Source organism: Rhodoplanes sp. Z2-YC6860 (genome assembly GCF_001579845.1).
In the GTDB taxonomy this organism is placed as follows: Bacteria; Pseudomonadota; Alphaproteobacteria; order Rhizobiales; family Xanthobacteraceae; genus Z2-YC6860.
On sequence record NZ_CP007440.1, the window covers coordinates 1,746,503 to 1,759,435 of the forward strand.

At 65.4% G+C, this 12,933-nt stretch carries 15 protein-coding genes; 8 read left to right on the forward strand and 7 right to left on the reverse strand.

Annotated features, from left to right (window positions below):
- The first annotated feature begins 3 nt into the window (after positions 1-3).
- Entirely contained in the window at positions 4-1,002 is a 999-nt protein-coding gene (lpxK, locus tag RHPLAN_RS08125) for a tetraacyldisaccharide 4'-kinase (RefSeq protein ID WP_068015802.1), read from the forward strand.
- A 3-nt stretch (positions 1,003-1,005) separates the two neighbouring features.
- On the opposite strand, the gene RHPLAN_RS08130 is transcribed toward lpxK, so the two are convergent.
- Positions 1,006-1,227, reverse strand: coding sequence for a DUF2093 domain-containing protein (locus RHPLAN_RS08130; protein WP_068030818.1), 222 nt, complete (start codon positions 1,225-1,227; stop codon positions 1,006-1,008).
- A 213-nt stretch (positions 1,228-1,440) separates the two neighbouring features.
- On the opposite strand from RHPLAN_RS08130, the gene RHPLAN_RS08135 reads away from it, so the two are divergent.
- The gene (locus RHPLAN_RS08135; protein ID WP_068015805.1) at positions 1,441-2,280 is read left to right on the forward strand and encodes a dienelactone hydrolase family protein; all 840 of its coding nucleotides are present in this window, start codon (positions 1,441-1,443) and stop codon (positions 2,278-2,280) included.
- 48 nt (positions 2,281-2,328) lie between these two features.
- Here the strand turns inward: RHPLAN_RS08135 and RHPLAN_RS08140 are convergent, their stop codons facing one another.
- The 6 genes from RHPLAN_RS08140 to RHPLAN_RS08165 form a co-directional block, all read right to left on the reverse strand.
- Complete coding sequence (locus RHPLAN_RS08140; RefSeq protein WP_068015806.1) at positions 2,329-3,021, reverse strand: cyclase family protein; 693 nt, start codon at positions 3,019-3,021, stop codon at positions 2,329-2,331.
- 61 nt (positions 3,022-3,082) lie between these two features.
- Positions 3,083-4,465, reverse strand: coding sequence for a peptide MFS transporter (locus RHPLAN_RS08145; RefSeq protein WP_237180082.1), 1,383 nt, complete (start codon positions 4,463-4,465; stop codon positions 3,083-3,085).
- A 119-nt stretch (positions 4,466-4,584) separates the two neighbouring features.
- Positions 4,585-5,364 carry a TraX family protein gene (locus RHPLAN_RS08150; RefSeq protein WP_068015813.1) on the reverse strand — a complete coding sequence of 260 codons (780 nt, stop codon included), beginning with the start codon at positions 5,362-5,364 and terminating at the stop codon, positions 4,585-4,587.
- Between the two features lie 8 nt (positions 5,365-5,372).
- The gene (gene xseA, locus RHPLAN_RS08155; RefSeq protein WP_068015814.1) at positions 5,373-6,923 is read right to left on the reverse strand and encodes an exodeoxyribonuclease VII large subunit; all 1,551 of its coding nucleotides are present in this window, start codon (positions 6,921-6,923) and stop codon (positions 5,373-5,375) included.
- A gap of 48 nt (positions 6,924-6,971) precedes the next feature.
- The gene (locus RHPLAN_RS08160) at positions 6,972-8,165 is read right to left on the reverse strand and encodes an MFS transporter (RefSeq protein ID WP_068015815.1); all 1,194 of its coding nucleotides are present in this window, start codon (positions 8,163-8,165) and stop codon (positions 6,972-6,974) included.
- A gap of 73 nt (positions 8,166-8,238) precedes the next feature.
- Positions 8,239-8,598 carry a hypothetical protein gene (locus RHPLAN_RS08165; protein WP_068015816.1) on the reverse strand — a complete coding sequence of 120 codons (360 nt, stop codon included), beginning with the start codon at positions 8,596-8,598 and terminating at the stop codon, positions 8,239-8,241.
- 158 nt (positions 8,599-8,756) lie between these two features.
- On the opposite strand from RHPLAN_RS08165, the gene purD reads away from it, so the two are divergent.
- The 6 genes from purD (at position 8,757) to RHPLAN_RS08195 (ending at position 12,891) form a co-directional block, all read left to right on the forward strand.
- A complete protein-coding gene (purD, locus tag RHPLAN_RS08170) occupies positions 8,757-10,037 on the forward strand; it encodes a phosphoribosylamine--glycine ligase (protein WP_068015817.1) in 1,281 nt (426 codons plus the stop codon).
- 44 nt (positions 10,038-10,081) lie between these two features.
- Positions 10,082-10,984 carry an alpha/beta fold hydrolase gene (locus RHPLAN_RS08175; protein ID WP_068015825.1) on the forward strand — a complete coding sequence of 301 codons (903 nt, stop codon included), beginning with the start codon at positions 10,082-10,084 and terminating at the stop codon, positions 10,982-10,984.
- 16 nt (positions 10,985-11,000) lie between these two features.
- Positions 11,001-11,648: a hypothetical protein gene (locus tag RHPLAN_RS08180; RefSeq protein WP_157100134.1), complete on the forward strand. Its 648-nt coding sequence runs from the start codon at positions 11,001-11,003 to the stop codon at positions 11,646-11,648.
- A gap of 80 nt (positions 11,649-11,728) precedes the next feature.
- Positions 11,729-11,962 carry a hypothetical protein gene (locus RHPLAN_RS08185; protein WP_068015831.1) on the forward strand — a complete coding sequence of 78 codons (234 nt, stop codon included), beginning with the start codon at positions 11,729-11,731 and terminating at the stop codon, positions 11,960-11,962.
- Positions 11,963-12,050: 88 nt separating this feature from the next.
- On the forward strand, positions 12,051-12,425 hold the full coding sequence (locus RHPLAN_RS08190; protein ID WP_068015835.1) for an ArsR/SmtB family transcription factor: 375 nt from the start codon (positions 12,051-12,053) through the stop codon (positions 12,423-12,425).
- Positions 12,409-12,891 carry an SRPBCC family protein gene (locus RHPLAN_RS08195; protein ID WP_068015839.1) on the forward strand — a complete coding sequence of 161 codons (483 nt, stop codon included), beginning with the start codon at positions 12,409-12,411 and terminating at the stop codon, positions 12,889-12,891. The genes RHPLAN_RS08190 and RHPLAN_RS08195 overlap by 17 nt, the downstream gene beginning before the upstream one ends.
- Positions 12,892-12,933 lie beyond the last annotated feature (42 nt).

The following is a 12,933-nucleotide window of genomic DNA, read 5'->3' on the forward strand; positions in this document are numbered from 1 at the left end:
ACGATGCGCGACCCGGCGTTCTGGTGGCGCCCGGCGGGACTTGCGGCGGGCCTGCTCGCGCCGCTCGGCGCGATCTATGGCGCGGTGGCGGGCGCCCGTATGGCGAAGCCGGGCCGCGGCGCAGGCGTGCCGGTCGTCTGTGTCGGTAATCTGACGCTGGGCGGGGCCGGCAAGACGCCGGCCGCGATTCTCGTGGCGCAAATTCTCACCGAAGCCGGCCGCAAGGCATTCGTGCTGAGCCGTGGCTATGGCGGCACGCTCGCGGGACCGGTGCGCGTCGAGCCGGAACGTCATCGTGCGGCCGAGGTTGGCGACGAACCGTTGCTGCTTGCGCGCATGGCGCCGACCATCGTGGCGCGAGATCGTGGAGCGGGTGCCGAGGCTGCGCGTGCGGCAGGCGCGGCCGCGATCGTGATGGATGACGGCTTCCAGAGCCCGAACCTGCACAAGGACATCTCGATCCTGGTGGTCGATGGCCGTCGTGGCATCGGCAACGCGCGGGTGTTTCCCGCGGGGCCCTTGCGCGCGCCACTCTATGCGCAGCTTCAGCGCGCCGGTGCTGTGCTGGTGATCGGGCAGGGCACCGCGGGTGATGCGGCGGGGCGGTTGGCGCTGGCGCGCGGCTTGCCGGTGTTTCACGGCCGGCTCGAACCTGATGGCGAGACGCTCTCGGCCCTTCGGAGCAAGCCCGTGCTGGCTTTCGCGGGGATCGGCGATCCGGAAAAATTCTTCGCCACGCTTGCGGACGCCGGCCTCGATGTGCGCGCCCGGGTGTCGTTTCCCGATCACCACCGCTTCAGTCGCGAGGAAGCGGACAGCCTTGTCCGCCGTGCGACGCGCGAAGGTCTAGTGCCGCTCACGACCGAAAAGGATATGGCGCGGCTCTCAGGAGATCCCGGCGCGACGGTGCTCGCGGGCACTGCGGAGGTTTTGCCGGTGCGGCTCGTCGTCACCGAACAAAGCGAATTCCGGGATTTGATCTTGCGGGCGGTTGGCGCCTGACAGCTACTTGGCCTGCTCGCTCTGGAGCCGCTGCAGCACCGCCTCAGGGGACGAATAGGCCTCCTGAAAGTCCACGCTCCAGTATTTCAGCTCTTCCAGCGGGATCGGCACGCTCGTGACGGCGCAGCGGACGAAAGCGCCCGGGCGCACGATCCTGAAATCCCCATCGAGGAATTTGACCTCGGCTTCTCCCGCCATGGGCGGCGGACGGTCGTAACGGTTCAGCACATCAATTCTCCGCCGTCATAAAAAATGGCAATCATGGCCATTCTAAGCGCGTGCGAATTCGAGATCGGGGCACTGGCTTGGCCCCAAGATATTCGTTCGGCGCCGCGTATCAAACCCTTTCTATGGTCGCTTCATCTGCGGTTCAGCAAGCCGTGTGATATCATGCGGCGGAACGGGCCGGGGGGATCCGTTCGCGGGATATCGGCCACCATGCGAGCGGTTTTCGCGGTTCTGATTGCCGCAGCGGCGAGCGTCGCTGCCTGGCCTGCCCTGGCGGCGGGCAATCCCGAAATCGTTGAAATTCCTCGCGACGAGCACCTCAAGCTCAAGGCCGCGCTGTACCGCCCTGAGGGCGCAGGCCCGTTTCCGGCGGTGATTGGCCTGCACAACTGCACCGGTCTGAAAAACAACTCCGGCGAAATTGGCGTTCGCTACCGCGACTGGGGCCAGCGCCTGGCCAAGCAAGGCTTCGCGGTGCTGTTTCCCGATAGCAACGGCTCACGCGGGCTTGGCAGCCAATGCGGCAATCCGGGCCAGCGTTCGCTGCGCAACGATCGCGAGCGTGTGACGGATGCCGCCGCGGCGCGGAAATGGCTGCAGCAGCAGTCGTGGGTTCAAGCCGACCGGGTGTCGCTCATGGGCTGGTCGAGCGGCGGGATCGCGACGCTGTGGACGGTGCGGACCGCCAGGATGCCGGTGGAGGGCACCGACTTCCGCTCAGCGGTCGCGTTCTATCCGGGATGCCGGCGGCTGACCAATGCGGCGTGGAGCGCGCGAGTGCCCACGCTCATTCTGATCGGCCGCGCCGACGACCAGACGTCGGCTGCCGCCTGTCAGCAGATGGTGGCCGGCGCCCGCGGCCGCAGCGCCCGCGTCGTGATCCAGGTCTATCCCGGCGCCTACCACGATTTCGATCACCCGAACCGCCCGCTGCATGTGCGGTCCGGCATGGCGTTCTCGAGCGACGGCTCCGGCAAGGTCCACACCGGCACGCACCCTTCGGCGCGTGCCGATGCCTTGAGCCGTGTGCCGGACTGGTTCCGGCAGTAGCTTACTTGAGCGCGATCTTTTCCGAAAACCGCTTCACGCTTTTCGGGATCATGCTTTGAAATCGAACACCGCGACCGCACGGATCGGCGAGCCGGTGCCGCCGCGCCACTTCATCGGCAGGCCGATGAAGGTGAACTGGCCTTTGCCGAGCAGCGCCTCGAGATTGCAGAGGCTCTCGATGTGCGTGATGTCGAGCTCGAGGCAGGCCTTGTGCACGAGCGAGTTCACCTTGCCCTCCGGGCCCGGCCGCATCGAGTCGATGCCGAAATGCACCACGCCCTGTTTGGCAAGCCACTCGGTTCCGGCGACGTTGATGCCGGAATTGTCGGTCGCGTACTCCTTGCGCGGAAAGGTGCGCTCGTGGTGGCCGGTGCAGAGCAGCACCGTGCCGCCCTTCGGCACCGGCACGCCGGCCTTCTTGACCGCCGCCTCGAGTTCGGCCGGGCCAAACTCCGCCTTTGGCGCAATGTGGCGCAGGTCGATGCAGATGCCCGGCACGATGCAGTTTTCCAGCGGGTATTCGTTGATCGGTGTGCCGGTGATGCCGAAGTGGCGCGGCGCATCCATGTGCGTGCCGCCGTGGTCTGGCATCGAGAAGAACATCACGCTGTTGCCCTGGATGTTGCCGGAGTCGGCGAAGGCCTCCTCGTGGGTTTTCCAGACGCCGTGGATGATGGGAGGCTGACCCGGATAGCTCGGGGTGCGGTGATAGAGCTCGCGGCTGAGGTCGACGATTTTCACAGGGTTATCCTCCCATTCTGACTGAAACGGGCGGCACTTTACGATTCCCGATGGGACGGCGCTAGCTCTTGAGAATGGGCCGCAGCGGCCGCACGAAGCAGAGGATCACCAGGCCCGCGATCCCCGACACCGCCGCAATCATGAGGAAGAACGAACCTTTCTCCATGCCCGACCAGAAGCTGCCGAGATAGCCCGCTGCGAAATTGCCGGTGAAGCTTGTGGCGAGCCACACGCCCATCATCAGCGAGACGGTGCGGGCGGGCGCGACTTTCGTCACCAGCGAAAGGCTGGTCGGCGAGATGTAAAGCTCGCCGACGGTGATGACGGCGAAGTAGGCGAACAGCCAGAGCCAGCTCGCTTTGCCGTCACCTGCATGCGCAGCTGCGGCGACCATGATCAGGTTCGCGAGCGTCACGCCGAAGCAGCCGTAGGCCATCTTGGTCACGCTCGAGGGCTCGCGGCCGCGCTCGGCCTGCATGCGCCACAACGCCAGCACGACGGGCGTGAAGGCAAAGATCATGAACGGATTGAACGCCTGAAACCAGGTGACTGGAATCTCGCCACGCCAGACCAGGAGATTGATGGTGCGGTCGGTGTATTCGTCCGCCCAGAGCGAGAGGGTGTTGCCCTGCTGCTCGTAGGTGGCCCAGAAAAAAGTCACCGGCAGCGCCAGGATGACGATCGCAATGATCGCCCGCCATTCGTCGCGGCCGAGCGGCTGCTTTGGCCCCGCGGCCCGGACGCGGCTTCGCACATCGGGCGGCAGTGTGCGGGTGGCGTAGAGATAGATCAGGAGCCCGATGGTCATGCCGACGCCGGCCGCGGCAAAGCCATAGTGCCAGCCGAACTCTTCGCCGAGCGTGCCGCAAACGAGCGGCGAGAAGAACGCGCCGATGTTGATGCCGACATAGAAGATCGAGAAGGCGCGATCGCGCCGTGGATCGCCGGGCGCGTAGAGCGTGCCGACCTGGGTCGAGATGTTCGGCTTGAAGGCGCCGTTGCCGAGGATCAGCACGAACAGCGCCAACAGGAACAACCGCTCGAACGCCATCATGAAGTGGCCGAGCGCCATCAGCGCCGCGCCGATCACCACTGTGCGACGCTGGCCGAGCACGCGATCGGCGAGGAGTCCACCGAGGATGGGCATGAAGTAAACGAGCCCGGTGTAGAGCCCGTAGATCTGCGACGACAGCGGCTGGATGCCGAGCGGGCCGAACAACGCTTCGAGCCCGGACTTGAGTGTGGAGAATCCGATGATGTTCTGGGCCTGCTCGGGCTGCAGCGCGTGCTTGATCATGTACAGCACCAAGAGCGCGCGCATGCCGTAATAGGAGAAGCGCTCCCACATCTCGGTGCCGAACAGATAGGTGAGGCCGCGTGGATGGCCGAACAAGTCGCCTGATACGGTTTCTGGCAATGGTGCGTGGCCGGTGACTGTGCTCACAGGTCTGCCAGTTCGTCTGCAATCCAGTGCATGCGCATTGACATCAGCCTCGCGACGCGATGCTGCCATTGAAGCGCCGACCGCAACCTGCGGTCAATCGGTCCGACAGCTTGGACGGGTCAATCGTCGGGGCCAAGCAACAGCAGGATGGCAAGGAGGTGCAGCGGGTAGAACGCATAAAAGGTCATGCCCGGCAGCCGTGGAACTCTCACGGCCGGGATCTGGCTCAGCAGGATGATCGGAACGGCGGCGAGAGTCGCAGCAGCCCCTGCCCAATCAAGCGGCGGGCTCAACAGGTTTTCGATGGTGGCTGCCAGAACGACAAGCGCAAGCGCTGCAGTTTGCGACCGCCGGAACAGCAAGCAGCCGGCTGCCATCGCGAGAGGGGTCGCTGCTCCATCGAGGAGTTGTAGAACAAAAGGCAACGGTGCCACGATGACCGCGGCCCAGAAATATCGCGCCGTTTTCATGCAGTAGGTCAGCGCCACAGCGATCGCCAGGGTGAGCAGGACATTCAGCTTCAGCGAGAAACCGCCACCCAGCCAATAATAAATCGGTTGCGCCGCGACGCCCCAAAGCAGGAGGCGGGCGAACATTCGCGCGCTGCGCTCCGGTCCGTCTTGGGCGAGCCTGGTCACGATGATGAAGACGAAAATCGGAATGCAGGGCCGCCCGGCGAGGTAGCCGATCGTCTGCCACGGCTCGTGCAGGGCGTACAGAACGTGGTCGACGACCATCAAGACGATGGCGGCAAGCTTGGCGGCTTCGAGTGTGTCTCCGGTGCCCGCCGGCGGTTTGAGGTTTCCGAGCAGCGCGTGACGAAGCCAAGTAGCGGCGCGAACGATCGTGGCCGGTGCGTTGCCGACATTATCAACGGGTGCCGGCCGGATTTGGCTCACAGCTTTGTCTAGCCGAACAGGCTTCCCTGGCCTGAACCGCCGCCGGTGCCGGTCTTCGGCTTGCGTGGTTTCCACGACGCCGGAATGCTGGGCTGCACCTGCGCCGGTTCGCCAGCCTGGCGCACGCTTTGCGCGGTCGCGCCGACGCAGCCGTCGGCAAGCTCGATGTCGAGCGGCATACCGGGCGTGACCGCCGCAGCCGAGCGCAGTGGATGGCCGGAGCCGTCGCGCACCAGCGCGAAGCCGCGTTCGAGCACGCTTTGATACGAGAACGCCCGAAGGAGCTGATAGGAGCGCTCCAGCCGCGCCTCGCGTGTCGCGATCAGCGCCTGCAGGGCCCGGTGCGAGCGCTCGGCCAGCGCAGTGACGCGGTCGCGTGCGTGCGTCACGCGATTGAGCTGCGTCTCGCGGTAGGTCTTGAGCGCCGTGCCGAGCCGCTGCGTGCAGGCGTCGAGCCGGACACGGCGGCGCTCCACAGCGGTGCGCAGAAGCTGCGGCGACAGCCGGCCGCTCACCCGCGAGAACTGCGTATGATGGATCTGCGCATTGGCGCGCAACGCGCGGGGGAGGCGCTCGGCACAGGCATCGAGCCGCTGTCTTGGTCCTGCAAGAAGCTCTTCGGCGTTCGGAAGCGCCCGCGCCGCGGCGCGAAGCTCGGTGCGGCGGTGATCCTGCGCGCGTTGCCAGCAGGCGAGCGCCCGGCGCGCTTTGCTCATGAGCTCCGCGATCAGATCGGCGCGCACCGGCACCGCCATCTCGGCTGCGGCCGTCGGCGTCGGCGCACGCTTGTCGGCGGCGAAATCGATGAGCGTAAAGTCGGTCTCGTGGCCCACGGCGGAAATCAGCGGGATCATGCTGTCGGCCGCGGCGCGCACCACGATCTCCTCGTTGAACGACCACAGATCCTCCAGCGAGCCGCCGCCGCGCGCGACGATCAGAAGGTCCGGTCGCCGGATACGGCCATCTTCGGACATCGCGTTGAAGCCGCGGATCGCGGCCGCGACCTGCTCGGCCGAGCCGTCGCCCTGCACTTTCACAGGCCACACAATAACGTGGCGCGGGAAGCGGTCGGCCAGGCGATGCAGGATGTCGCGGATCACGGCGCCGGTCGGCGAGGTCACCACGCCGATCACCTCGGGCAGATACGGGATGAGCTGCTTGCGCGCCTCGTCGAACAGGCCCTCGGCGGTGAGCTTGCGCTTGCGCTCTTCGAGCAGCGCCATCAGTGCGCCGACGCCCGCCGGCTCGATCGCCTCGATGACGATCTGGTATTTCGACGAGCCCGCGAAGGTGGTGAGTTTGCCCGAGGCGATCACCTCGAGGCCTTCCTCGGGCTTGAACCGCAGCCGGCCGAACACGCCCTTCCAGACCACGGACTCGAGCACGGCCTTGTCGTCCTTGAGGCGGAAATAGACGTGGCCGGACGGCGAAGGACCCTTGTAGCCCGAGATTTCGCCGCGCACGCGCACATAGCCGTAGGCGTCCTCGACCGTGCGGCGGAGCGCGGCGGACAGCTCGGAAACGGTGAATTCGGCAACGTTGGCTTGCGATTCGGGCATCGGACTAACTTAAAGACTGCATCGGCCGGATTGAAGCGCTGCGGCGGATTAAGTCTGGGGCCGTTTGAAGAGCATCGCGCCGGAGGCTGCCACAATCGCGACCGCGAGCGCAACGAACAGGCCGCCGACGCTCGCCGCGGCCGCAACGAGGCCGGCGCCGAATGGCATCACGAACTGCCCGATGCGGTTGCTCATGATGCGGAGCGAATTGGTGGTGCCGCGCGCGCTGACGCTCGTCATATCGACCACGATGGTGATGCTGAGTGTGGTGGCAAGGCCGAACGAGAAGCCCATCATGGCGATGGCGATATGCATGGCCCAAAGCGGCAATGGCAATGCGAACACCGCATAGCTGAGCCCGCAGACACAGGTGCTCGCCGTCATCAGGGGCCAGCGGCCGAAGGCGGTGACCATGCGGGAATAGAACAGGCGCGCTGTCATCGAGGCTGCGGCTCGCACGGTGAGAAGCAGGCCGATGTCGTGAACGTCGATGTGGCGCTCGGCGCCGAGCAGCGGGATGTAGACAATCACGGTGTCGGAGGCCGCGACGAGGATGACGCCCGCCATGATCACGGCGATGAGGCCGGGAATGCGCAGGATTTGCGACACCGGCACGATCTCGGCTTGCCCTTTACCAGCGCGCGTCTCGCCGCTTGGCCGCAGCATCAGCGAGACGGCGAGCGCCACCGCTGAGCATGCCGCGCCGACCACGAACAGCTGTCCGGTCGGTGGTACGTGGGCATTGCCGCCGAGCCAGCCGACCACATAGGGGCCAAGCCCCTGTCCGACGGAGTTGGCCACCATGAAGTTGCCGAACACCCCTTCGAGGCTCTTGGGGCCGGCGGCCCGCACGCAGAGCATCTGCTGACTTGCCATCAGCATGATATGGCCGAGGCCCATCACGGCGGAGAAGACGAGCAATCCGGCAGGCGTGGCCCAGACCGCAAAGCCCGCAATGGAGATGAGAAAGATCGCGGAACCGACCCAGGTGGTTCGGGCGTCATGACCGCGATCGATGTAGCGGCCGACCTGCACGGCGATGAGAATCGGGAAGATCGCGAAGGCGCAGGCGATGAAGCCCAGCCCGATGATCGAGAGCCCGAGCTCGACGGCGCGATACGAGATGGTGACGCGCACGAGCGCCGTGACCATCTGGATCAGAAAGCTTGAGACGAGAAGCGGGACCAGCAGCGGGTAGTTGATGTCGCTATTGCGGAAATGTGCGGCGAGCTTCTCGAACATCAATGCGACATTAGCGCATTTTCAAAATGAGACGAGGCCGCCGGCAGCGTAACCGCTCCGCTTGGGGCGAAGATCAGTACCAGTCGACGAAGGCGGCCAGCGGTCCGCCCCACGGACCACCCCAGCGGCCGGAGTTGCGCTGGCAGGCGCGGACGCAGTTGTCGAGGTGCGGCCGGCAGGTGTCGGCCGTGTTATCGCCGCGGAGGCAATATTCCATCTTCCAGGTGCAGCTGGAGTTGCAGTCGCGGAAATTGGCGTCGGACGTCCAGACCGAGGTGGAGCGCTTGCCCTGCGGATAGGGCGTCATGCGTTCGGTGCCGCCCTTGAACACCACGGCGGGTCGGTTTTCGAGCGTATAGCCTTCGCCGGCCATAGCCGGGGCGAGAAAACCGAACAAAAGCAACAGGACTGCCGCAACGCGTTTCATGGCCATAGCAAACCACGTCGGAGCAGGCTCGTCGAGGCACCTTGTGGACGCTGTGGGCATCCGGCTTCGGAAATCGCCATCCGTGTGCTTTTTCAGCTTGGTCGCATTTTCCTGCGGCGAACCGCTTCACACTTTGCCGGAAAATGCTCTAGTGCTTGCCGCCCATGAACATCCTCCTCCTCGGTTCCGGCGGCCGCGAGCACGCGCTGGCCTGGAAAATCGCCGCAAGCCCGCTCACGGACCGCTTTTATTGCGCGCCGGGCAATGCCGGCATCGCGCGCGAAGCCGAATGCGTGGCGCTGGACATCACCGACCACGCCGCGATCGTCGCGTTCTGCAAGACCAACAAGATCGATTTCGTCGTGGTCGGGCCCGAGGCGCCGCTGGTTGCCGGCGTGGTCGACGACCTTGCGGCTGCCGGCTTCAAGGCGTTCGGGCCAGGCCGGCTCGCGGCGCGGCTCGAAGGCTCGAAAGGTTTCACCAAGGACCTGTGCCGGGCGAATAACATTCCGACCGCGGCCTATGAGCGCTTCACGGCGCCCGGCCCGGCCAAGGAATACCTGAAGACAACCGGCGCTCCGATCGTGATCAAGGCCGACGGGCTGGCCGCCGGCAAGGGCGTGGTCGTCGCCCAGACACTCGCCGAGGCCAACGCCGCGATCGACATGATGTTCGAGGGCGGGCTCGGCGCAGCCGGCGCCGAAGTCGTCATCGAGGAATTCATGGTCGGCGAAGAAGCGTCGTTCTTCGCGCTGTGCGATGGCGAGACGGCGCTGCCGCTCGCCTCCGCCCAGGACCACAAGCGCGTCGGCGACGGCGACACCGGCCCCAACACCGGCGGCATGGGCGCCTACTCGCCTGCGCCGGTGATGACGCCGGAGATCACGGCGCGCACCATGGATGAGATCATCCGCCCGACGCTGAAGGCCATGAAGGCCATGGGCTGCCCCTACAAGGGCGTGCTGTTCGCGGGCCTGATGATCACCAAGGACGGCCCGAAGCTGATCGAGTTCAACGCCCGCTTCGGCGATCCTGAAACCCAGGTGCTGATGCTGCGGCTGATGTCGGATCTCGTCCCGGCGCTGGTCGCGTCCTGTGACGGTCAGCTCAAGGCTTTCGATTTGCGCTGGTATCCGGACGCGGCGCTCACCGTGGTGATGGCGGCGAAGGGCTACCCTGGCGATTACAAGCGCGGCTCCGCGATCAAAGGACTCGATGCCGCAGCCGAGGTCGAAGGCGTCGAGATTTTCCACGCCGGCACCAAGGAGGCCGATGGCCGGATCGTCTCCAACGGCGGCCGCGTGCTCAACGTCTCGGCGATGGCGAAGACCGTCAGCCAGGCCCAGCGTCTTGCCTATCAGGCGATTGATCGGATCAAATGGCCCGAAGGTTTCTGCCGCCGCGACATCGGCTGGCAGGCGGTGAAGCGAGAGCAGGGCGGCTGAGCAGCGGTTGACCGCGCGTGGGCATCACAGTCTGATAGCGCATCATGCCCGATCTCGCCTACCTCTATCCCGGTTACGAATCGCATTGGGTCGATACGTCGGCCGGGAAACTCTTTGCGCGCTCGGGCGGCAAGGGCCCGCCGCTGCTGCTGCTGCACGGCTATGCGCAGACCAATGTGATGTGGCATCGCGTGGCGCCGGCGCTGGCTGAGCATTTCTCGCTCGTGATCGCCGATCTGCCCGGCTACGGCTGGTCGTCCGTGCCAGAGGCGGGCGCGGATCACGCACCTTACGACAAGCGCTCGATGGCCAAGGCGATGGTCGAGGTGATGGAGAAGCTCGGCCACATCCGCTTTCGCCTGGCAGGCCATGATCGCGGCGGGCGCGTCGCTTACCGTCTGGCGCTCGATCATCCGCACCGGTTGGAGAAGCTTGCGACGCTCGACATTATCCCGACCTACGACATGTGGCACGGGATCGACGCCAAGCTCGCCTTCCGCATCTGGCACTGGACGTTCCTGGCACTGCCTGCGCCGTTTCCCGAGGAGATGATCGGCCGCGACCCCATCGCGTTCTGGAACCGCAAGACCGGGCCGGGCAGCAGAGCGAAATCGCTCGGCGCATTCGATCCGCGCGCAGTCGCGCACTACCACGCCTTCTTCAACGATCCGCTGCGCATTCATGCGACCTGCGAGGACTATCGCGCCGGCCGCACCACGGACCTGAAGAACGACGAGGCAGATCGCGCCGCTGGAAACAAGATCACATGCCCGCTGCTCGCGCTGTGGGGCGCGGCCGGCATTCCAAGCGAGGCGGAGAGCGATCCGCTGGCAACCTGGCGCCAATGGGCGACCGACGTGCGCGGCTTTGCCATCGACTGCGGGCACTACCTGCCGGAAGAAAACCCGGACGCGGTGTCGAAGGCGCTGATCGAGTTCTTCAAATAGAAACGGGAAGGGTTGCATGCCTCCAGTGTTGAGCCTGTTCGAAGATTCATTGAGCGGCGGTGCGTCGCTGAGTCTGCCGCCGCTGCCGCGAATGATCTTCGTGGTGCACGGCGCGGTCGGCATCGATGGCAAGACGTTCGCTGACGGCGAGGCCTGGAGCGGCGAGGGCGCGGTGTCGCTCACGCCGGGCCAGGATGGCACCACGGTGTGGCGCTATGAGCTTTCGGCTGCGGGCGCAAAGCCCGGCATCGCGGGCGGCGCGGGCGTGCGCTCGCGCGAGAAGCTTTCGGCCGATCTGAAGACCATTCCACAGGGCGAGCTGCTGTTGCGCGGCGACAGCGTCGCGTTTCCACCGGGCGGCTGCGCGTTCCTGCACAAGCATTGGGGGCCGGGACTGCGCTGCTTGATCGACGGCGGCATCCGGGTCGACACGCTCGGTCATTCGACCAGTTACGGTCCCGGCAGCCCCTGGTATGAGACCGGCTCCGATCCGGTGTTCGCCCAGGCCGCGATGGACCGGCCGAGCCGTTTCATTCGTGTGATGATCCTGCCGCGCTCGCTCGTCGGCAAAAGCTCGTTCCAGTTCGCCAACGAAGAGGACAAGGCGAAGCCTCGAGTGCAGCAGTACAAGATCTTCGCCGACATGCCGATCGCGACGCCGTAGCCTTTGCGATCTGGCTTCGCATGTGATTCCCGCGATAGACTGACATCCGTCGCAGGGGCGACCACTCAGGGGGAAGTACAATGGCGAAAGCCCGCAAGAAGACTCGCAAGGTCGCGAAAGGCCCGGCCAAGAAGCGCAAAGCCGTGAGCAAGGCGAAGGCCCGCCGGCCGGCCAAGAAGAAGACGCGTAAAGCCAAGGCGCGCAAAACCAAGCCGCGTAAACAGAGCTCCATCATCGACACGGTGGCGGACACGGTGCTCGAGACCGGCGCCTTGCGCCGCAGGCTGGCCGGGCCGAACACCTTCGAAGACTGAGACATCCTGTCATCAAGGCGTCGCTTGACGCCTTGATGTTTGTCTTGTATTTAACCAATCTGTTATTTAACAGAATAGCTAAATACCAATGGCCCCCGACCGTCTCAGCGCCACCTTCGCAGCTCTCGCCGACCCGACGCGGCGGGCGATCCTGGCCCGTCTGGCGCTTGGCGAGACGTCAGTTTCGGAACTCGCCGAACCGTTCGACATCAGCCTGCCGGCGGTATCGCGGCACCTGAAGGTGCTCGAGGGCGCGGGCCTGATCGTGCGCGGCCGCGAGGCCCAATGGCGGCCGTGCCGCCTGGAGCCTCAGGCGCTCAAGGGCGTTGACGATTGGCTGGAGGAGTACCGGCGGCTCTGGGAGCAGCGGCTCGATCGCCTGGAGGATTATTTGCGGACGCTGCAGGCCAGCGAAGAGAAGACCGAAAAGAAATCGGACGGGAAAAATGTCCGAAAGAAATAGCATCGATCTCAGCGATCCCGTGGCGATCGCCGGCACGCGTCTGCTCGACGCGCCGCGCGAACTCGTTTGGCAGGCCTTCACCGATCCCAAGCACCTGGCGCAGTGGTGGGGACCGAATGGTTTCACCACCACGACCAGCGCCTACGAGTGCAAGCCTGGCGGCGTCTGGCGCTTCGTGATGCACGGCCCTGACGGCCGCGACTATGAGAACCGCATTACCTTCGAGGCCGTCGAGCCACCGAAGCGGCTGGTCTATCGCCATGGTGGCGAAGGTGACGTCGAGCCGGTGCAGTTTCGCACCACCGTCACGTTCGAGGACATCGGCGGCAAGACGAAGCTCACCATGCGCGGCGTGTTCCCGTCAGCGGCCGAACGGGAGCGCGTCATCAAGGATTACCACGCCGCCAACGGCATGATGCAGACGCTCGCACGCCTCGACGACTACGTTTCGAAATTGGCGACTTGATCAGTTCCAAGCACTGCAACTTCACCCCCCCGCGTAAAGGAG

Bases quoted from the DNA above. Each gene is read 5' to 3' on its own strand.
- RHPLAN_RS08195 (WP_068015839.1), top strand. From the start codon at position 12,409: ATGTCCGAAAGAAATAGCATCGATCTCAGCGATCCCGTGGCGATCGCC.
- RHPLAN_RS08160 (WP_068015815.1), bottom strand. From the start codon at position 8,165: ATGTTCGAGAAGCTCGCCGCACATTTCCGCAATAGCGACATCAACTAC.
- purD (WP_068015817.1), top strand. From the start codon at position 8,757: ATGAACATCCTCCTCCTCGGTTCCGGCGGCCGCGAGCACGCGCTGGCC.
- RHPLAN_RS08185 (WP_068015831.1), top strand. From the start codon at position 11,729: ATGGCGAAAGCCCGCAAGAAGACTCGCAAGGTCGCGAAAGGCCCGGCC.
- RHPLAN_RS08175 (WP_068015825.1), top strand. From the start codon at position 10,082: ATGCCCGATCTCGCCTACCTCTATCCCGGTTACGAATCGCATTGGGTC.
- RHPLAN_RS08165 (WP_068015816.1), bottom strand. From the start codon at position 8,598: ATGGCCATGAAACGCGTTGCGGCAGTCCTGTTGCTTTTGTTCGGTTTT.
- RHPLAN_RS08180 (WP_157100134.1), top strand. From the start codon at position 11,001: ATGCCTCCAGTGTTGAGCCTGTTCGAAGATTCATTGAGCGGCGGTGCG.
- RHPLAN_RS08190 (WP_068015835.1), top strand. From the start codon at position 12,051: ATGGCCCCCGACCGTCTCAGCGCCACCTTCGCAGCTCTCGCCGACCCG.
- RHPLAN_RS08135 (WP_068015805.1), top strand. From the start codon at position 1,441: ATGCGAGCGGTTTTCGCGGTTCTGATTGCCGCAGCGGCGAGCGTCGCT.
- lpxK (WP_068015802.1), top strand. From the start codon at position 4: ATGCGCGACCCGGCGTTCTGGTGGCGCCCGGCGGGACTTGCGGCGGGC.
- xseA (WP_068015814.1), bottom strand. From the start codon at position 6,923: ATGCCCGAATCGCAAGCCAACGTTGCCGAATTCACCGTTTCCGAGCTG.